Source organism: Limnohabitans sp. 2KL-17 (genome assembly GCF_003063415.1).
Taxonomy (GTDB): domain Bacteria; phylum Pseudomonadota; class Gammaproteobacteria; order Burkholderiales; family Burkholderiaceae_C; genus Limnohabitans_A.
Genome location: NZ_NESK01000015.1, coordinates 77,717 through 97,774, shown reverse-complemented (window position 1 = coordinate 97,774; position 20,058 = coordinate 77,717). Strand labels below are relative to the sequence as shown.

Annotated in this window: 12 protein-coding genes, 2 tRNA genes and 3 rRNA genes; 7 read left to right on the top strand and 10 right to left on the bottom strand. The window is 58.0% G+C overall.

Annotated features, from left to right (window positions below):
* A partial coding sequence (locus tag B9Z45_RS09290; protein WP_304481798.1) for a uroporphyrinogen decarboxylase family protein occupies positions 1–160 on the bottom strand: 160 nt, incomplete at its 3' end.
* Between the two features lie 57 nt (positions 161–217).
* Positions 218–2,527 (bottom strand): protein-disulfide reductase DsbD, encoded by a 2,310-nt coding sequence (locus tag B9Z45_RS09285; RefSeq protein WP_108406946.1) that lies wholly within the window; start codon positions 2,525–2,527, stop codon positions 218–220.
* A gap of 262 nt (positions 2,528–2,789) precedes the next feature.
* On the opposite strand from B9Z45_RS09285, the gene B9Z45_RS09280 reads away from it, so the two are divergent.
* Entirely contained in the window at positions 2,790–3,617 is an 828-nt protein-coding gene (locus tag B9Z45_RS09280; RefSeq protein ID WP_108406938.1) for a creatininase family protein, read from the top strand.
* A 13-nt stretch (positions 3,618–3,630) separates the two neighbouring features.
* Here the strand turns inward: B9Z45_RS09280 and B9Z45_RS09275 are convergent, their stop codons facing one another.
* The 7 genes from B9Z45_RS09275 to B9Z45_RS09245 all read right to left on the bottom strand — a co-directional run bounded on the left by B9Z45_RS09275 (position 3,631) and on the right by B9Z45_RS09245 (position 10,452).
* Positions 3,631–4,803: a hypothetical protein gene (locus tag B9Z45_RS09275; protein ID WP_108406937.1), complete on the bottom strand. Its 1,173-nt coding sequence runs from the start codon at positions 4,801–4,803 to the stop codon at positions 3,631–3,633.
* A 105-nt stretch (positions 4,804–4,908) separates the two neighbouring features.
* A complete protein-coding gene (locus B9Z45_RS09270) occupies positions 4,909–5,583 on the bottom strand; it encodes a histidine phosphatase family protein (RefSeq protein ID WP_108406936.1) in 675 nt (224 codons plus the stop codon).
* A gap of 74 nt (positions 5,584–5,657) precedes the next feature.
* A complete protein-coding gene (locus tag B9Z45_RS09265; protein WP_108406935.1) occupies positions 5,658–6,629 on the bottom strand; it encodes a threonine dehydratase in 972 nt (323 codons plus the stop codon).
* A 37-nt stretch (positions 6,630–6,666) separates the two neighbouring features.
* Positions 6,667–7,593, bottom strand: coding sequence for a PhzF family phenazine biosynthesis protein (locus B9Z45_RS09260; RefSeq protein WP_108406934.1), 927 nt, complete (start codon positions 7,591–7,593; stop codon positions 6,667–6,669).
* An 88-nt stretch (positions 7,594–7,681) separates the two neighbouring features.
* Positions 7,682–8,866 carry a PLP-dependent aminotransferase family protein gene (locus B9Z45_RS09255; RefSeq protein ID WP_108406933.1) on the bottom strand — a complete coding sequence of 395 codons (1,185 nt, stop codon included), beginning with the start codon at positions 8,864–8,866 and terminating at the stop codon, positions 7,682–7,684.
* Positions 8,863–9,825 carry a DMT family transporter gene (locus B9Z45_RS09250; RefSeq protein WP_108406932.1) on the bottom strand — a complete coding sequence of 321 codons (963 nt, stop codon included), beginning with the start codon at positions 9,823–9,825 and terminating at the stop codon, positions 8,863–8,865. The genes B9Z45_RS09255 and B9Z45_RS09250 overlap by 4 nt, the downstream gene beginning before the upstream one ends.
* 9 nt (positions 9,826–9,834) lie before the next feature.
* Positions 9,835–10,452 (bottom strand): LysE family translocator, encoded by a 618-nt coding sequence (locus B9Z45_RS09245; RefSeq protein WP_108406931.1) that lies wholly within the window; start codon positions 10,450–10,452, stop codon positions 9,835–9,837.
* 112 nt (positions 10,453–10,564) lie between these two features.
* Here B9Z45_RS09245 and B9Z45_RS09240 point away from each other — a divergent pair, with 112 nt between their 5' ends.
* Positions 10,565–11,968, top strand: coding sequence for a PLP-dependent aminotransferase family protein (locus B9Z45_RS09240; RefSeq protein ID WP_199221875.1), 1,404 nt, complete (start codon positions 10,565–10,567; stop codon positions 11,966–11,968).
* A 12-nt stretch (positions 11,969–11,980) separates the two neighbouring features.
* On the opposite strand, the gene B9Z45_RS09235 is transcribed toward B9Z45_RS09240, so the two are convergent.
* Positions 11,981–13,894: an ATP-binding cassette domain-containing protein gene (locus B9Z45_RS09235; protein ID WP_108406929.1), complete on the bottom strand. Its 1,914-nt coding sequence runs from the start codon at positions 13,892–13,894 to the stop codon at positions 11,981–11,983.
* A gap of 451 nt (positions 13,895–14,345) precedes the next feature.
* Between B9Z45_RS09235 and B9Z45_RS09230 the strand changes: the two genes are divergently transcribed.
* The 5 genes from B9Z45_RS09230 (at position 14,346) to rrf (ending at position 19,780) form a co-directional block, all read left to right on the top strand.
* A 16S ribosomal RNA gene (locus B9Z45_RS09230) occupies positions 14,346–15,878 on the top strand.
* Positions 15,879–15,976: 98 nt separating this feature from the next.
* Positions 15,977–16,053: transfer RNA gene (locus B9Z45_RS09225), tRNA-Ile, on the top strand.
* A 56-nt stretch (positions 16,054–16,109) separates the two neighbouring features.
* A tRNA-Ala gene (locus tag B9Z45_RS09220) sits at positions 16,110–16,185 on the top strand.
* Positions 16,186–16,613: 428 nt separating this feature from the next.
* Positions 16,614–19,493 (top strand): 23S ribosomal RNA (locus B9Z45_RS09215).
* Positions 19,494–19,667: 174 nt separating this feature from the next.
* A 5S ribosomal RNA gene (rrf, locus tag B9Z45_RS09210) occupies positions 19,668–19,780 on the top strand.
* Together the 16S, 23S and 5S rRNA genes with 2 tRNA genes alongside form the textbook arrangement of a ribosomal RNA operon.
* Positions 19,781–20,058 lie beyond the last annotated feature (278 nt).

Below are 20,058 nucleotides of genomic sequence, written 5' to 3'. Positions count from 1 at the left end.
TGGCGCGGGTGTCACGGTACTCGGGCAGGTAGCGCCCGGCCTGGCGCATGAGCCAGACGGGGGTGTGGTCGGTGGCTTGGCGCAGGCAGGCGCGCAAGAAAGTGTCGTTTTGCAAGGGGGCAAACGCAGAGGGTGTGGGGTTCAAAAAACGGTTGCTCATGGTGTGATTGTGGCAGGACGAATGTGGGCGCTGGGAGCGGCTTTGGCGTTGATCGGGCTATTTTGCAGGGGGTAGTTTTTGCAGGGCTGCCTGCACCTCGGCCACGCTGGGCAATTCAGACAAAAGCATTGGGGGCTGCCCCGGTGCGTGCAGTGCGTACACCGGCACGCCGCTTCGCCCCATGGCGGTCAATGCCTGAGTGATGGCCGGGTCACGGCGCGTCCAGTCGGCGCGCATCAGCACCACTTGCCGCGCCTGAAAGTCGGCCAGTAAGCTGGCATCGGCGAGTGTGGTTTTCTTGTTGTATTGGCAGGTCACGCACCAGGCGGCCGTGAAGTCCACAAACACCGCGCGGCCTGCGTCGAGTTGCGCTTGCTGGGCTGCAGGGGACCAGGCTTGCCAGCCTGATGTTGGCGCCGAGGCTTGGCTGGGCGGTGCGTTAACGCTGATGCCGTTGAGGGTGTTTTCAGGCGCTTCGCGCAGGGCCAGGGGCAACCAACTGCTGCTCACCCAGATCATGATGCCCAAGGCCAGCATGCTCATGACCCATCGGGTGCGGCCCGACAAGCCCAGAGCCCAGACCAGCCAGGCCAATGTCAGCAACGTGGCCAGCAAACCGCTGGCCCCGTCGATGCCGGTTTGTTGGCCCAGCACCCACAACAGCCAGACGACGGTGGCGAACATGGGAAAGGCCATCGCCTGGCGGAACACCACCATCCAGGCCCCGGGGCGCGGCAGCGCGCGGGCGATGCCGGGCCACGCACTGGCCGCCAAATAAGGCAAGGCCATGCCCACGCCCATGGCGGCAAATACCGTGAGCGCTTGCCAGACCGGCAGCGCAATGGCCAGGCCCAGCGAAGCGCCCATGAAGGGTGCGGTGCACGGAGAAGCCACGGCCACGGCCAACACGCCCGACAAACCCGCATTCACGGTGGGGTGGCGGCTTTGCATGCTGGCCAGGCCGCTGGGCAGCATCTGGCCAAATTCAAATACCCCGGCCAGGTTCAAGCCCAACAGGGTGAACAACAAGGCCAAGCCTGCGACCACGGGTGGCGATTGCAATTGAAAACCCCAGCCGAGTTGTTCGCCTGCCGCCCGCAAGCCCAGCATCAAGCCGCCCAACAGCATGAAGGAAAGCACTGCCCCCACGGTGTAGGCCGCACCAGCGGCACGGTGTTGGGCCTGGGAGGTACCAGGTTGTGCAAAGCCCAACACCTTGATGGCCAGCACGGGGAACACACAAGGCATGAGATTGAGCAACAAGCCGCCCAGCAGGGCGCCCAAAATCGCCAACGCCAAACTGAGGGAGGTGCTGTCACTGCCTTGGGCCAAGGACTTCGCCTGAGCACTGGCGTTGTCTGCCAGGGCCTTGGCCAATGCGGGCGAAATTTCGGCCGGCGCAGCTTGAGCCACGGCGGGCCAGGTGCCTTGCACCGGCGTTTCAACCTCGAGCGCCGGGGCCTTGGGGGCGGATTCGGGCCCCACAGCGATCACCCAGCGCATGTTTTTAGGGCTGTCGCTGCGCTCATCGGAGACAGGAATTTTGGCGTTCCAGACCGCGCCTTGCCAGCTTTGCGTCCAACCTTTGCCTTGCACGGCCGCGTTGTGAACCACGTTGGCCGTCACCGGAAACGCGCTGAGTGTCTGGCCCCGCCAGTTCGCGGGCAGGCCATGCAAATTCAGGCTGAGTTGCTTGCCGTCTTCGGACACCCGGGTCTGGCCACCGGTGATCCAGGTGCCAGCTTGCTGTTGCTGGGGCAGCATTTGGGGGCCGAGTTTTCGGGCGGCGTCAAACAAGGCCGCTTGGCCTGTCTGGGGGGCGGCCGAAGGCAAGTTCAGCGTGAAGCGGCCTTCTTGCGGAATGCACTCCTGGCGGCAGACCAGCCATTCGGCCTGCAATTTCAAAGGCAGCTGGCTGTTGGCGGGAAACTTGAAGTCCGCAAGAACCGTCACGGGCACAACCAGCAAGAGGCGGCCCTCGTAGCCATAGTTGGCCAGTGTGCCTATCGGGATCTTTTTGGGCAGGGGCCAGGCGATGTCGCCTGCCTGCAAGCCCTCGGGCAGTTGCCATTGCAGCCGGGTGGGCAAGCCCGAATCGCCAGGGTTTTGCCAATAAGTATGCCAATGGGGCTGGTGCTCGATCTGCAGGCCCAGCCAGAAAGTTTGCCCGGCTTGAACGCCCTGAGGAGCGTGCACCAGCAGTTCGCTGCGCACTTGGTCTGTGGTGACCACGTGGGTGCTGCCGGCCAGCAGGGCAGAAACGCCCGAGGCTCTGGATGCTGGCGCTGAAAAAAGTGGGCTGGTTTGTGCACGGCTCAGGCCAGGAAAGCATGCCCAAAGCAGGGCCAACAAGACCAGGGCGCCCATACCGGGCCAGTGCAGTGGTTCCAGGCCCCGACCCAGCCACCGGCAAAACACAAAAACGTTCAACACCCACTCCCAATTCAGCCCCGACAGCAACAGGCGGGGCACCCTGAAAAAGGCACTGTACACCGCCCCCGTGCAATGGCCGGTGGCGCCGATGTTTCAGCCTGATGTGAAACGGGATTGCGCCATGCGCCCGCAAAGCCCAGGAGGCTCCGCGCCAAAGGGCGCCCGTCGCTTGCCAAAGCTCCATTAAGATGACGCCATGCAAAACCCTTCCCGCTTTTGGGCCGACTGGACCACCACCGATTTTCAAGCGCTGGCGCTGAACCGGGCCATCGCCGTGCTGCCTGTGGCGGCCACCGAGCAACACGGGCCGCACCTGCCGCTGTCGGTGGACACCGACATGGTGCAAGGTGTGGTGGCGGCGACTTTGCCGCACCTGCCTGCCGACTTGCCGGTCTTGTTTTTGCCGACCCAAACGGTGGGCCTGAGCCCTGAGCACGCCCGTTTTGCGGGCACCTTGACGCTGAAGGCCGAAACCGTGATCCGCTTGTGGACGGACATCGGCGAATCTGTGGCCGCCAGTGGCGTGCGCAAACTGGTTTTGCTGAATGCCCACGGTGGGCAGGTCAGTGTGATGGACATCGTAGCCCGCGATCTGCGTGCCCGTTTGGGCATGTTGGTGTACAGCGTGAGCTGGTTCAATTTGCCCATGCGCGATGCTCAGGGGCAGGATGTGAATGCGCTGTTCAGCGCCGAAGAGCATCGCTTTGGCGTGCACGCGGGCGACAGTGAAACCTCCATGATGCTGGCGCTGCGGCCCGATCGTGTGCGCATGGACAAAGCACAAAATTTCCGATCCACTTCGCAAGACCGCGCAGAGCGCTTTGAGATTCTGGGCAACGGAAAAAGCGCCAAACTGGGTTGGCAAATGCAGGACTACAACCGCCATGGTGCAGCGGGCAATGCCGCCGCAGCCACCGCAGCAAAAGGGCAGGCCGTGCTGGATGCCTCGGGCTTGGCTCTGGCGCAGTTGTTGTCGGAAATTGACCGATTGCCGCCCGATACCTTGAGCGATCAGGTCGGCTGAAGCAACCCGGCGTTCAGACCCGGGGCAGCACCAGTTCGCAATGGTCGCGGCTCACGCTTTTGGGGTATTCACGCGTGGTGTCGATGCAACCGCCTTGGGCATAGACGCCCTGGGGGTCACGCATGCGGATCATTTTCTCCAGGACTTGCGCTTTGGCCTGGGGGTTGGCCATGGTTTGGGCCACAAGGCGGTCAACCACGGCTTCGTCCATTTGCAATTCGCCTTGGGCGTCGGTGTACACGCCGTGGCGCCAATGGAATATTTCGATGGCTTTGGATTCGAGCGTAAAAGGTGTTTCGCGTTTCCAGAAATTGCTGAACAAACCACCGCCCATGTACATGACCCAGGAGCCTTCAAAACCCGTGACATCTGAGGAACGTTCGTCAGGGTTGCGAAACCACAGCCGATCGCCGGGGATGTAAAAGCGGGCAGGCAGGGGGTGTTCCATGCTGCCGTACTCGACCAAAAACACATCGTGGAACTGGCCTGAACGAATGGCGTGCCGCTCGTTCAGTTTTTGCAGTTCGGCCAGCAAACCGGGGTGATGGACCTCGGCTTCTTGCGCAATGCCCAGCAAAATCACGTATTCGGTGGCGCGGTAGCAGGAAAAGTCGTAGAGCTTGCCAGTGGCCTCGGGTTGTGTGGCGGCGATCAGCGCCTGAATCAGCGGGCGCCCCGGTTTGAGGATGAAACCGGCTTCTTCTTCGTAATGCCAGTCGGCTGCGGGCCGCTCGGCCGCTTCGGTTTTGAAGGCCAGAGCCGTTTTGCGGGCAGCCAGTGCCATGTTGCGCCGAACCCTGATGTGCGAGGCCAGCGAGGCCAGACTGGCGAACTCGAAGCGGTGCGGGGAGCCCAGCAAGGCGACCCATATTTCGCGCTCAAGCGCCCAAACCTCTTGGTTGGCAGGGTCTGACGAGCCGAGATGCCCTAGCCGCTCGTGCAAAGCCAGGGTGTCGTGACCAGGCATACAGGCTTGCTGGAACTCGGGGCGCAGGCTGCAAATCATGGCAACCAGACCATCTTTGGCGGGAAGCGTGAGGGTTTGCACAGCAGATTGGAGGCCCCAATCCTTGAGCCATGCCGAAAGATCTAAGGCCAGTCGATCGGCCTGATTGGCCGGGCAGGCGGAGAGTTGGATGCCACCCTCCAGTGACTGAAGAGCAAGCCAGGCAGTCGAACAGTTCATCCAAGGTATTTTGCCCGCTGTTGTGCAGGGCTTTTCCTAGGGATTACACCCAATACTTGCGGGGCCTTTTCTAGGGGTTACACCCGTTCCTTGCAGGGGCTGGTTTCAGGCGAAGGTGACCCAGCTTTTGTGCGCATCGCTGTCCAGGTGAGGCAAGGTGTTGTAGGTCAGCAGCATGTGCCGTTTGGGGTTGAACACGAACTCGGTGAGTGCCGTGTTGCGGATGCGCAGGTTCAACTCGATGGTGGTTTCGGCCGGGGTTCCCAGCACCCGGCCCACAGCGGTGGAAATGGGGCCGCCGCTCGAGACCACCATGACATCGCCCGCATGGTTTTGCCGCACATGGTCAAGCGCCGCCTCAATGCCACCCACAAAATCGGTGTAACTGGTCATGCCACGTGGTTGGGTGCGCCCGGCCATCCAGGCTTGCAGCGCATCGCGCAGTAGCCGGAAATGGTGGCGGTACAACTCGGGCGTGTCGGGCTTGGCCAGTGGCTCGGGGTGAATCGCTTCGATCAAGGCTTGGCTGTCGTATTCGTTCAGGCCCGGCCAGACGGCGGGGGTGTGCGACAGGCCCGCGCCTTCGGCAATGCCTTCCCAGGTTTGACGGTGGCGCTTCAAGCTGCCCATCATCACGGCCTCGATCGGGGCGTCTTGCAACTTGGGGCGCAGGTATTCACCCAAACGCACCGCTTGCTGGCGACCCAGTGCGCTGAGTTGGTCGTAATCATCGGCCCCTAAAGAAGCTTGTCCGTGGCGGACTAAATAGAGTGTTCCCATAGACAGCGATTGTGGTGGCGAGGGAGCGCTGCTTTTGTCCCAGGAGCGACCGGGTCGGTGGGTGGTTCGCGTGGTCAGGCAGCTTGTGCCAGCACTTGAAGCAGTGTGCTGGCGTCCACATTGCCACCGCAAAGGGTGGTGCCAACCACTTGACCCTGCAATCGGTCACGGTCTGCCCAAGCCGCGGCAAAACTGGCTGCACCAGCACCTTCGGCGAGGTTATGGGTGTCGGTGTACAGGTCGCGCATGGCTTGGGCCACCTGCGCATCGCTGACCTGGACCACGCGGTCCAATCCAGCTTGCAGGATGGCCAGCGCTTGCGGGTCGGCGCGGCGCACTGCCATGCCATCGGCCAGCACGGTGCTGACCGGGGACTCGACCACGCAGCCTGCCGCCATCGAGTCGACGTAGGTGGTGGCGTGTGCGCTCACCACGCCCACCACTTTGACGGGGTGCCCAAGGGCTTGTTTGGCCGCCAGTGCGGCGCAGGCTCCCGAGCCCAAGCCAATTGGCACGTACAGCACATTGAGTGCGGGCACCGCTTGTAAAAACTCGAGCCAAGCCGTGGCCACTCCCAGTACCAGAGCCGGGTGGTAGCTGGGCACCATGTGGGCGTATCGCGTCTGGGCCAGGTTCAAGGCGTGTTCGCGGGCGGCCTGAAAGTCGTGGCCATGTTCGATGAGCTGGGCGCCCAACGCCCGAATGGCGATATTTTTCTCTTTGGAGTTGCCCAAAGGGACCACGATGGTGCAGGCCACGCCGTGTCGTGCGGCCGCATAAGCGATGCTTTGGCCATGGTTGCCCCGGGTAGCACAGATCACTTCTTGGGGCATCTGGCCTGAACGGGCCAGGTGTTCAAAATAAGTCAGGCCGCCGCGCACCTTGAAGGCGCCCACTGGGGTGTGGTTTTCGTGCTTGACCCAGCAGTCGGTGCCCAGCCGCTGGCTGAGGGTGGTCCAGCGGTACTGGGGCGTGGGGCCAAAGGCTGCGTAGACGAGGTGCGTTGCCGCTTGTATTTGGGCCAATGTGGGCAGATCGGTGTGCATGGTGTTTTCAGCGGTTCAGGTCTTGGGGTTCAGGGGTTCAAAGCGAGACATGGCCTTCAATGCAGCCGACGACGTCGCCACCCACCCAGATCTGGCCGGTGTCGTCTTGTGACAAGAAAACTTGCCCGGCGCGTCCCAGCAGGGTGCCTTGTCGGGCGCTGTAAGGCGCGCTTATGTGGCTGTCAGCGATCAGCCATTGCGCAAGCGAGGCGTTCAGGCTGCCGGTGACCGGGTCTTCGGCGATGCCTACCGGGGCGGCAAAGGCGCGCACTTCCAGGTCGGTCGGGTCATGGGCAAGACCCGGGTGCGGCTGGCCAAAGGCGCGCGCTTCGCGGTTGGCGCGGCGGATCAGGCCTGTTGTTGGCGCGGTTCTGCGTGCGGCCAAGCCGACTTTGGTGCCCAGCCGTTTCAGGGCCACATGGTCGGGTTCCAGCGCCAAAAGGGTGTCAACGCCGTTCACCAGCAAGCCCAGCCAGTGCGGGCCGTTGTTCAGGTGTTGTGACGCGATGACATCGGATGCTGCCAGCCCCAAAGCCGCCAGCACCGGGGCGAGTTCTGCCGAGGGGATGTTCTGCCGGGTCAAGGGTGGCGCTGCGAACGCCCAGCGTTGTTGGGTGAGCTTGAGTTTGACCAAGCCGACAGAACATTCCTGCACCAGCACGCCCGCTTGTTGGGGCTGGCCGCCGGCTTGACGCCAGGCGTAGGCGGTGCCCAGCGTGGGGTGTCCGGCAAAAGGCAATTCGGCACCCGGCGTGAAAATGCGCACGCGGTAGTCAGCCCCGCCTGCAGCCCCTTCGGGCGTTGGGGGCAGCACGAAGCTGGTTTCGCTCAACTGCGTCCAGGCGGCAAAGCGCTGCATTTGCGCGTCGCTCAGGCCTTGGCCATCCAGCACCACGGCCAGCGGGTTGCCCAGAAAGGCGGTGTCGGTGAAGACGTCAACTTGTTGGAAGGCGCGTGGTGTCATGGTGTTTGCTCGCTGGGACGTGCCATAAGGGGCTGTTTCAGTGAAAGTCTGGCAGGGTGCACTTGTGGCACCCTTGTTTATGCTGGCTTCAAAGCGATTCCCGAATCGCGGCAGCCAGTGCCACCATGCCGGTGTTGATCTGGTCCACTGTGGCGGTCACGAAGGACAGGCGCACGGTGCTTTCGTCAGCGCCTTGTGCATAAAAAGCCGAGCCGGGGACAAAGGCCACACCTTTTTTCACGGCTTTGTCCAGCAGCGGGATAGCTTTCATGCCGGGTGGCAGTTGTACCCACAGGAACATGCCGCCGGCCGGGCGGTTCCAGGTGAGGCCCAGACCTGCCATTTCCCGCTCCAGCGCGGCCAGCATGGCCTCGCATTGCTTTTTGTAGAGCGCCCGGATGGTGGGCACATGGCGGTCAATGAAGCCGTCCTTGAGAACTTCGGCCACCACGCGCTGGTTGAAGCTGGGCGTGTGCAGGTCGGCGGCCTGCTTGGCTTGCAGCAACTTGGGGTAGAGCGTTTTGGGGGCGATCAAATAGCCCAGGCGCAGGCCGGGGGCCAAAATTTTGGAAAATGATCCCAGGTAAACGCTGCCATCGGGGTGGCGTGAACTCAGAGAGGGCGCTGGGGGTGCGTCAAACCAAAGGTCGCCATAAGGGTTGTCTTCGATGATGGGCAAGCCGGTCTCCAAGGCCACTTGGGCCACCGCGGCGCGGCGCTCTTCGGTCATGGTGCGGCCGGTGGGGTTCTGGAAGTTGGGCAACAAATACACAAAGCGGGCCTTGTCTGCGCCGGTGCCGGCTTTGGCGCGCAGATCTTCGGCGTCCACACCGTGCGCGTCGCTGTTCACGCTGACCACGGTGGGCTCCATCGGGGTGAAAGCCTGCAGGGCGCCCAGGTAGGTGGGGGTCTCGACCAGGATGCGGCTGCCTGCGTCGATCAGGATCTTGGCCACCAGGTCCAGCCCTTGTTGGCTGCCGGTGGTGATCAGCACTTGGTCCGGGCTGACTTGCATGCCTTGTTTGCGCAGGTCTTGCGCCACCCACTCGCGCAAGGGGCCATAGCCCTCGCTGGCGGCGTATTGCAAGGCGACTTTGCCGTCCTGACTGAGCACGCGTTCGCAGGCAACGCGCATCTCTTCAATCGGGAAAGTCTGGGGCGAAGGCAGTCCCCCGGCAAAGCTGATGATGCCCGGGATCTCGGTGACCTTGAGGATTTCTCGAATTACCGAGGGGTTCATCTTTTCAGCGCGTTGGGCCAGGGTCCAGTTCATTGTTTTTGCTCCTTGAGGTCTTGTGAATTTTTTGTGGGGGTTGTTGGGGCTTGGGCCATGCGTCGGCCTGCGAAAACCGTGAACACGACCAGCAGGGCAAAGCCCAGGGTCATGGCATCCAGCGATTCTCCCAGCAATGGAATGGCCGCCAGAATGCTGATGAATGGTTGCAGCAATTGGGTCTGGCTGACCCGCAGGGGCCCGCCCAGCGACAGGCCGCGAAACCAGGCGAAAAAGCCCACCCACATCGAGAACACCCCAACGTACAGCAGGGCCAGCCAGGCAGCAGGCGCAATGGCGTGCTCGGGCCAGGTGAGCCAGGCACCGGGTACCGTAATGGGCAATGCCAGCACGCAGACCCAGCTGATGACTTTTTCTGCACCCAGACTGGCCGTGACTTTGGCCCCGGCCACATAACCCAGCGAGGCCGCCACCACCGCGCCGAGCAGCAGGGTGTCGGCCCAACTCAGGCCAAAGCCATGACCGAGTTGAGCGGCGCGCAGCAGGCTGTAAACCCCCACCAGTGCGCTGCCCAAACCGGCAAACACCCAAAACCCCAGCCGTGCCCGTTGGTGCATGAGCCAGGCGGCTGCAGCGGCCGTGCCCAGTGGCAGCAAGGCGGTGATCACGGCGGCGTGGCTGGCTGTGACGTGGCGCAAGGCCCAGCCCAAGAGCAGGGGGTAACCGATGACATTGCCTGCCAGCGAGAGCAGTAAGGGGCCGCGTTGTGTGGCTTGAGGCCAAGGCGCGCGAACGGCGATCAGGTAAATGACCGACAGGCCTCCCGCCAGAGCAGCGCGTGCGAACGTGACAAACCAAGGGGAAAGCTGCGGTGCATCGGCCGTGCCGGTGGCCAAGCGGGTCATGGGCAGGGTGAGCGCAAAAATCACCACACCCAGCAGACCCAGCCACAAGCCTCGGTTTTCGCGCTTTATGCGTTCGTCGGACAGGTTCTGCATGGCGATTTTTCAGGCCACACTTTGGCGCAAGCCATTCAAAATCCACAGGGCCGTGGCCACCAGCGCCCCCGACATGCAGCGGTTGAACATCAGCAACCGGCGCCCGTGCGCCAGCCAATGCCGCAGCATCGAACCGGCCACGGCATAGGTCAGGTTGCTCACAAAACCATAGACCACCATGATCGGCAGCAGCATCAGTGTGCGCTCGGAGGCATCTTCTCGCCCCGCTACCCAGCCCGCCACGATCGCCAGGGCCAGCATCCAGGCTTTGATGTTGAGAAACTGCAGCCCCACGCCTTGGACAAAGCCTACTTGCAGCTTGTTGCTGTCGGCTTGCTGCAAGCTGGCGCTTTGCCACAAGCGAGAGGCGAGCCACAGCAAATACCCCGTGCCCAGCGTCACGATGCCCCAGCGCAAAGGCGGCCAGGCCACCACCAAACCGCCCAGGCCGGTGGCGCAAAGCGTGAACAAAATTCCCCATCCGACTGGCACAGCCAACACAAAGCGCATGGCGCGTTTCAGGCCGTGGTTGGCGGCCATGGCCGTCGACAGGGTGGTGTTCGGCCCGGGTGTGAAGCTGCTGACGGTGGCAAGCACCAAAAGGGCGCTGAGTTCAGAGGAGGTCATGCTGTTGAATGTAGCGCCAGAATGAGTACAGTATCGGTACAGTTTGTAAGAACATTCTGGAAACTGTATTGCCCTTCGTGACGACACACTCAACCTCAATCTGCCTATGTCATTGCTCAGCCGAGAATCCAGCCAACCCTTGACCGAACAATTGGCGCAGCGGTTTGTGGCGCGCATTCGCGACCAGTTGTTGGTGTCAGGTGCTCGCCTGCCCTCGGTGCGGCAATGCGCCCAGGTGCACGGTGTGAGCGCGTCCACCGTGGTGGCCGCTTACGACTGGCTGGTGGCGCAGGGCTGGATTGACGCCCGTCCGAATCGGGGGTTTTTTGTGCGCGATCGGGCACGGCGCATACCGCCATCGACCGTTGCCAGAGGCGTCGAGCCCAGCCCGCCTCCAGTGGATGCATCAAGCCTGATTCGGGGCATGTTTCACCAACCCAGCGCAGAGCCGCAGCCGGGCATGGGGGTGTTCCCGCCTGATTGGCTGGACGCCGACTTTTTGTCTGCGGCTTTGCGCAAGGTGGTGGCCAGTCCAGCACTGCGTGAGGCTTCTTTGCGCTACGGCGAGCCACAGGGGGACACGGGTTTGCGTGACATCCTGTCGTCCAAGCTTGACAGTCTCGGCTTGCACGCTGCGCCAGGACAATTGATCACCACGGTGGGGGCGACCCATGCGCTTGACATCATCAGCCGGACCTTGTTGAGACCTGGCGATTGCGTGATGGTCGAAGAACCCGGTTGGGCCATTGAATTTGCCAGATTGCAAAGCCTGGGCGTTCGCATCTTGCCTGTGCCGCGTCTGGAGACGGGGCCCGATCTGGAAGTGGTCGAGCGCTATGCGCAACGGCATGCGCCCAAGATGATGGTGAGCGTATCGGTCTTGCACAACCCCACGGGTTACGGCTTCTCATTGCCTTGTGCGCACCAGTTGGTGAACCTGGCGCACCGCTACAACTTTTACTTGGTTGAAGACGATACCTACGGCCACATGGCGCCTTCGCATGCGGTGCGATTGTCGGTGCTCGATGGCCTGCAAAAAACCATTTACGTCAGCGGCTATGCCAAGATCCTCGCGCCCAGTTGGCGCGTGGGCTATCTGGCGGCTCCGGCCGATCTGAAGGATGCGTTTTTGGACACCAAATTGTTGTCCACCCTCACCACCCCTGTGTTGTTTGAAAAAGCACTGGCGTTGTGTCTGGAGCATGGAGCGATTCGGCGTCACACCGAGCGCTTATCGCAATTGCTGGATGCCGCCCGCAGCCGCAGTGTGAAGCTGGCGCTGGCGTACGGCTGTCAGTTCGTGGCGCCGCCTCAGGGATTGTTTGGCTGGGTCGATGTCGGGGTGGACACCGATGTGCTGGCATTGCGCATGCACGATGCCGGGTACCTGTTGGCACCCGGCTCTTTGTTTCATGCCGATCGCAGACCTGGCTCGCTCATGCGCGTGAACTTCGCCAGCACCCAATACGATAAGTTCTGGCGGGCGCTGGCCAGGACGCGTGCTCAATTGCTTTGAGGCGCCACCGAGTCAGCGGTTGGACAAAGTTTCCCAGCGCTCCATGGCCGCCAGCAGGAGATCGTCGATTTCGGTGTCGCGTCTGAACAGTTGTTGTGCCAGTCCTGGGTCACGTTGGAAAACGCTGCCATCGGCCAGCTGCGCACGCGTGAGGGCTTGTTCTTTTTCCAGAGACTCGATTTTGGCGGGCAGTTCTGCCAATTCGCGTTGCTCTTTGTAGCTGAGCTTGCCTTTGGCGGGTGTGGTGGCCACGGCCGCAGGCGTGGCCACCGGGCTGGCTTGTGGTGCTGGTGGCGTGACGCCATTGCGCTGAGCAGCTTGGGCCCGGATGGCTTGACTGCGTTTGGACTGAACCAGCCAATCTTGCACAGAGCCTTCGTACTCGCGCCAAAAGCCAGGTTGATCTGGGGCACTTTCGCAAGCGATGATGCCGGTGACCACGTTGTCCATGAAGGCGCGGTCGTGGCTGACCAGAAACACGGTGCCTTCGTAGGTTTGCAGCAGCTCTTCCAGCAGTTCCAGTGTTTCGATGTCCAGGTCGTTGGTGGGTTCGTCAAGTACCAGCACGTTGGCTGGGCGTGCAAACAAGCGGGCCAGCAGCAGGCGGTTGCGTTCGCCACCAGAGAGGGAGCGCACAGGCGATGTGCCCCGTGCGGGAGAAAACAAGAAGTCACCCAGGTAGCTTTTGACGTGCTGGCGCTTGTTGCCGATCTCGATCCATTCGCTGCCAGGGCTGATGAAGTCTTCCAGCGTGGCGTCCAGGTCAAGTGCATCGCGCATTTGGTCAAAGTAGGCCACTTCCAGCTTGGTGCCGCGGCGCACTTCGCCGCTGTCGGCCTCGAGTTCGCCCAGAATCAGTTTGAGCAAGGTGGTCTTGCCTGCCCCGTTGGGGCCCAGCAAGCCGATCTTGTCACCGCGCAACAAGGTGCCGGTGAACTTCTGGATCACAGTTCGCACAGATCCATCGGGCCGGGTGAAGCTCTTGCTCACATCGGTCAACTCGGCCACCAACTTGCCACTGGGTACGCCCGAGGCTACTTCCATGCGCACATTGCCAACTTTTTCTCGGCGTGCAGCGCGCTCGCCACGCAGATTTTGCAACCGGGTGATGCGGCTTTGGCTCCGGGTGCGGCGTGCTTCTACGCCTTTACGGATCCAGATTTCTTCTTGGGCCAGCAGCTTGTCGGCTTTGGCCTGGACCACGGCTTCTTGTGCAAGCTGGTCTTCTTTCTGGATTTGGTATTGCGCAAAGTTGCCAGGGTAGGAGCGTAGTTTGCCCCTGTCTAACTCCACAATTCGGGTCGCAATGCGGTCCAGGAAGGCCCGATCGTGGGTGATGGCAATCACGCTGCCCTTGAAATCAATCAGCAAGTCTTCCAGCCAAGTGATGGCGTTCAGGTCCAAGTGGTTGGTCGGTTCATCCAACAAGAGGACATCAGGGCGGGTCACCAACGCCTGCGCTAGGGCTACACGTTTGCGCATGCCCCCTGAAAGGGAGTGCACAACAGCATTTGGGTCAAGTTGTAGCCGTTGCAATGTTTCGTCAAGCCGTTGCTCACATCCCCAGCCATCCCTGGATTCGATTTGGCCTTGCAAGGTGTCCAAGTCGCCTCGACTGTGGGTGTAATCGTCGATCCATTGAACGACTTCGGCCAAACCTTCACGCACGGACTCAAAAATCGTGTGCTCGGGTATCAGGACGGGTTCTTGCGCCACATAGGCGATGCGGACACCCTGTTGCAAATGCAGTGACCCATCGTCAGGACGCTCCATGCCTGCCAATATCTTGAGTAAGGACGATTTGCCCGTGCCGTTGCGACCGATCAAGCCGATACGCTCGGAAGTTTCCAGTGAAAAGTCTGCGTGATCGAGGAGTGCAACATGGCCAAAAGCCAGAGAAGCGTTCAAAAGTGTGAGTAAAGCCATGACCCTATTATCCGGGCGAGGTAGAGCGAAACATTGGCCATGCGTTCAAAAAAATATCAAAACATCACAAAAGCTGTGCCATAATCGAGGGCTTCGCTGCACACAAGTTATGTTCCAAAAGAACAAAACGCAGCAAAGACAAAGTTATGAAGAAGAACTTGTTAGCGCAAGAAAAATTTCAAAAATTTGACGCAGGCTTAAAAACTGTGTCATAATTCAAGGCTTCGCTGATCGCGGCGAGGCAAAACAAGGTAGCGTAAGTTGCCTGGGTTCTTTAAAAATATACAGCCGATAAGCGTGGGCGTTTGATGGTGATTGCCAAGTTCTTCGGAACTTAGCTTTAATTAGCTAACAAACGCTCATGAAGTAAAAAAGATGTGGAAATCAGAGATGGTGACCACGTCGATTCCAATTTATGAGTTGGTCGAAAGACCGAAAAAAAATCAAGATCGAACTATAGAGTTTGATCCTGGCTCAGATTGAACGCTGGCGGAATGCTTTACACATGCAAGTCGAACGGTAGAGGGGGCAACCCCTTGAGAGTGGCGAACGGGTGAGTAATATATCGGAACGTGCCCAGTCGTGGGGGATAACGTAGCGAAAGTTACGCTAATACCGCATACGATCTACGGATGAAAGCGGGGGACTCGCAAGAGCCTCGCGCGATTGGAGCGGCCGATATCAGATTAGGTAGTTGGTGGGGTAAAGGCTCACCAAGCCAACGATCTGTAGCTGGTCTGAGAGGACGACCAGCCACACTGGAACTGAGACACGGTCCAGACTCCTACGGGAGGCAGCAGTGGGGAATTTTGGACAATGGACGAAAGTCTGATCCAGCCATTCCGCGTGCAGGATGAAGGCCCTCGGGTTGTAAACTGCTTTTGTACGGAACGAAAAGGCCTCTCTTAATACGGGGGGCTCATGACTGTACCGTAAGAATAAGCACCGGCTAACTACGTGCCAGCAGCCGCGGTAATACGTAGGGTGCAAGCGTTAATCGGAATTACTGGGCGTAAAGCGTGCGCAGGCGGTTATATAAGACAGATGTGAAATCCCCGGGCTCAACCTGGGAACTGCATTTGTGACTGTATAGCTAGAGTACGGTAGAGGGGGATGGAATTCCGCGTGTAGCAGTGAAATGCGTAGATATGCGGAGGAACACCGATGGCGAAGGCAATCCCCTGGACCTGTACTGACGCTCATGCACGAAAGCGTGGGGAGCAAACAGGATTAGATACCCTGGTAGTCCACGCCCTAAACGATGTCAACTGGTTGTTGGGTCTTCACTGACTCAGTAACGAAGCTAACGCGTGAAGTTGACCGCCTGGGGAGTACGGCCGCAAGGTTGAAACTCAAAGGAATTGACGGGGACCCGCACAAGCGGTGGATGATGTGGTTTAATTCGATGCAACGCGAAAAACCTTACCCACCTTTGACATGTACGGAAGTCGCTAGAGATAGCTTCGTGCTCGAAAGAGAGCCGTAACACAGGTGCTGCATGGCTGTCGTCAGCTCGTGTCGTGAGATGTTGGGTTAAGTCCCGCAACGAGCGCAACCCTTGTCATTAGTTGCTACATTCAGTTGGGCACTCTAATGAGACTGCCGGTGACAAACCGGAGGAAGGTGGGGATGACGTCAAGTCCTCATGGCCCTTATAGGTGGGGCTACACACGTCATACAATGGCTGGTACAAAGGGTTGCCAACCCGCGAGGGGGAGCTAATCCCATAAAACCAGTCGTAGTCCGGATCGCAGTCTGCAACTCGACTGCGTGAAGTCGGAATCGCTAGTAATCGTGGATCAGAATGTCACGGTGAATACGTTCCCGGGTCTTGTACACACCGCCCGTCACACCATGGGAGCGGGTCTCGCCAGAAGTAGTTAGCCTAACCGTAAGGAGGGCGATTACCACGGCGGGGTTCGTGACTGGGGTGAAGTCGTAACAAGGTAGCCGTATCGGAAGGTGCGGCTGGATCACCTCCTTTCTGGAAACTGCAATCTAAATTGAACGCTCACACTTATCGGTTGTTGGAAGGTTGTCGCTGACGGCTGAGGCGTAAGCCTGGTCATTGGTGACCGGCTTGGGTCTGTAGCTCAGTTGGTTAGAGCACTGTGTTGATAACGCAGGGGTCGTTGGTTCGAGACCAACCAGACCCACCAATCCTTCCGAAGACGGGTGCTGAAAAGCACATGGGTAAGTTACGTTGTATGACAACGGGGGATTAGCTCAGCTGGGAGAGCACCTGCTTTGCAAGCAGGGGGTCGTCGGTTCGATCCCGTCATCCTCCACCATTACTTATTAAATCATCGGGATTTCAGGTTGGAGTCCATGATTGCATTCATTCAAAACAAAAGTGGCTTTGCACATGTTGTAGAGGCTTTTTTTGTGTTGATTGATATTGATCGATTAATAAGCGTCGAAAGACGCACGGCTGTTCTTTAAAAATTCATAGAGTCGAATCAGAGTTGCCAGGGGAAACCGCACATTCGTAAAGGTTTAGTGCGGACCGTGCCCCTGGTGACAATTTTTTGATTGCGTCAAAACGAATATTCAAACTAGGTTTGAAATTCAAGTAAAGACGAATTGTTCTTTTGATATTAGATGGAAACATCTGGTGTTGAGGAATTATTCATTTACGGCATAACGCGTCAGGTGAAAGACCTGACAGACATTCCTTGAAAATAACGATGAGGTCTCGCAAGAGAGTTCAAAGTTATAGGGTCAAGTGAATAAGAGCATGTGGTGGATGCCTTGGCAATGATAGGCGACGAAAGACGTGAAAGCCTGCGATAAGCTTCGGGGAGCTGGCAAATAAGCATTGATCCGGAGATTTCTGAATGGGGAAACCCACCCTTAGGGGTATCGCATGATGAATACATAGTCATGCGAGGCGAACCGGGTGAACTGAAACATCTCAGTAGCTCGAGGAAAAGACATCAACCGAGATTCCGAAAGTAGTGGCGAGCGAAATCGGAAGAGCCTGTTAGTGATAGCACAATTGTTAGCAAAGCGGCATGGAAAGGCCGACCATAGTGGGTGATAGTCCCGTATGCGAAAACAAATGTGTGGTACTGAGCTAACGACAAGTAGGGCGGGACACGAGAAATCCTGTCTGAATATGGGGGGACCATCCTCCAAGGCTAAATACTCATCATTGACCGATAGTGAACAAGTACCGTGAGGGAAAGGCGAAAAGAACCCCGGGAGGGGAGTGAAATAGATCCTGAAACCGCATGCTTACAAAAAGTAGGAGCCTCGAAAGGGGTGACTGCGTACCTTTTGTATAATGGGTCAGCGACTTACATTCAGTGGCAAGGTTAACCGAATAGGGAAGCCGTAGAGAAATCGAGTCCGAATAGGGCGATCAGTCGCTGGGTGTAGACCCGAAACCAAGTGATCTATCCATGGGCAGGATGAAGGTGCCGTAACAGGTACTGGAGGTCCGAACCGACTAATGTTGCAAAATTAGCGGATGACCTGTGGATAGGGGTGAAAGGCTAAACAAACTTGGAAATAGCTGGTTCTCTCCGAAAACTATTTAGGTAGTGCCTCAAGTATTACCTGCGGGGGTAGAGCACTGTTTTGGCTAGGGGGTCATGGCGACTTACCAAACCAAGGCAAACTCCGAATACCGCAGAGTACAGCTTGGGAGACAGAGCACCGGGTGCTAACGTCCGGACTCAAGAGGGAAACAACCCAGACCGCCAGCTAAGGTCCCTAAAATTGGCTAAGTGGGAAACGAAGTGGGAAGGCTAAAACAGTCAGGATGTTGGCTTAGAAGCAGCCATCATTTAAAGAAAGCGTAATAGCTCACTGATCGAGTCGTCCTGCGCGGAAGATGTAACGGGGCTAAGCCAGTTACCGAAGCTGCGGATTTGCAATTTATTGCAAGTGGTAGGAGAGCGTTCTGTAGGCCTGTGAAGGTGGTGGTGTAAACCCTGCTGGAGGTATCAGAAGTGCGAATGCTGACATGAGTAGCGTTAAAGGGGGTGAAAAGCCCCCTCGCCGTAAGCGCAAGGTTTTCTACGCAACGTTCATCGGCGTAGAGTGAGTCGGCCCCTAAGGCGAGGCAGAGATGCGTAGCTGATGGGAAACAGGTCAATATTCCTGTACCGATTACAAGTGCGATGTGGGGACGGAGAAGGTTAGCTCAGCCAACTGTTGGATATGTTGGTTCAAGCCTGTAGTCGTGCCTGGTAGGCAAATCCGCCGGGCTTAGATGAGGGGTGATAACGAGTGTGCTTGCACACGAAGTGAGTGATACCCTGCTTCCAGGAAAAGCCACTAAGCTTCAGCTTGTAATTGACCGTACCGCAAACCGACACTGGTGCGCGAGATGAGTATTCTAAGGCGCTTGAGAGAACTCAGGAGAAGGAACTCGGCAAATTGATACCGTAACTTCGGGAGAAGGTATGCCCCTAGTAGGTGAACTTGAACAAAGGGAGCCCAACGGGGTTGCAAAAAATCGGTGGCTGCGACTGTTTAATAAAAACACAGCACTCTGCAAACACGAAAGTGGACGTATAGGGTGTGACGCCTGCCCGGTGCTGGAAGATTAAATGATGGGGTGCAAGCTCTTGATTGAAGTCCCAGTAAACGGCGGCCGTAACTATAACGGTCCTAAGGTAGCGAAATTCCTTGTCGGGTAAGTTCCGACCTGCACGAATGGCGTAACGATGGCCACACTGTCTCCTCCTGAGACTCAGCGAAGTTGAAATGTTTGTGATGATGCAATCTCCCCGCGGAAAGACGGAAAGACCCCATGAACCTTTACTGTAGCTTTGTATTGGACTTTGAACAGATCTGTGTAGGATAGGTGGGAGGCTTTGAAGCCCGGTCGCTAGATCGGGTGGAGCCAACGTTGAAATACCACCCTGGTGTGTTTGAGGTTCTAACCTAGGTCCATTATCTGGATCGGGGACAGTGCATGGTAGGCAGTTTGACTGGGGCGGTCTCCTCCCAAAGCGTAACGGAGGAGTTCGAAGGTACGCTAGTTACGGTCGGACATCGTGATAATAGTGCAATGGCATAAGCGTGCTTAACTGCGAGACTGACAAGTCGAGCAGATACGAAAGTAGGACATAGTGATCCGGTGGTTCTGTATGGAAGGGCCATCGCTCAACGGATAAAAGGTACTCTGGGGATAACAGGCTGATACCGCCCAAGAGTTCATATCGACGGCGGTGTTTGGCACCTCGATGTCGGCTCATCTCATCCTGGGGCTGTAGCCGGTCCCAAGGGTATGGCTGTTCGCCATTTAAAGAGGTACGTGAGCTGGGTTTAAAACGTCGTGAGACAGTTTGGTCCCTATCTTCCGTGGGCGCTGCAGATTTGAGGAAGCCTGCTCCTAGTACGAGAGGACCGGAGTGGACACACCTCTGGTGTATCGGTTGTCACGCCAGTGGCATTGCCGAGTAGCTAAGTGTGGAAGAGATAACCGCTGAAAGCATCTAAGCGGGAAACTCGTTTCAAGATGAGATCTGCCGGGGCCTTGAGCCCCCTAAAGAGTCGTTCAAGACCAGGACGTTGATAGGTCAGGTGTGGAAGCGCAGTAATGCGTTAAGCTAACTGATACTAATTGCTCGTGAGGCTTGACCCTATAACTTTGATCACACATCGAAAGGTGTGCATTGGTCAGGGAAGTTATGCCAAGTTGACGCATTCAAAAAAGCTCAATCGCCAGATGAACAGTCTGGTGTGAAAGCCAAAAAAATCTGATTCGAAACTCTATGAATTCGTTGTCTTGACTTGGTCAAGATGACAACAAGTTATGCCTGATGACCATAGCAAGTTGGTACCACTCCTTCCCATCTCGAACAGGACCGTGAAACGACTTAGCGCCGATGATAGTGCGGGTTCCCGTGTGAAAGTAGGTCATCGTCAGGCTTCTAACAGCCCTGAACGCCCCACCTCTCGGTGGGGCGTTTCTTTTAGAAGATATTTAAATTCTTTTAAAAGAAACGCTAATGCGTGATACAATTCAAGGCTTCGCTGATCGCGGCGAGGCAAAACAAGGTAGCGTAAGTTGCCTGGGTTCTTTAAAAATATACAGCCGATAAGCGTGGGCGTTTGATGGTGATTGCCAAGTTCTTCGGAACTTAGCTTTAATTAGCTAACAAACGCTCATGAAGTAAAAAAGATGTGGAAATCAGAGATGGTGACCA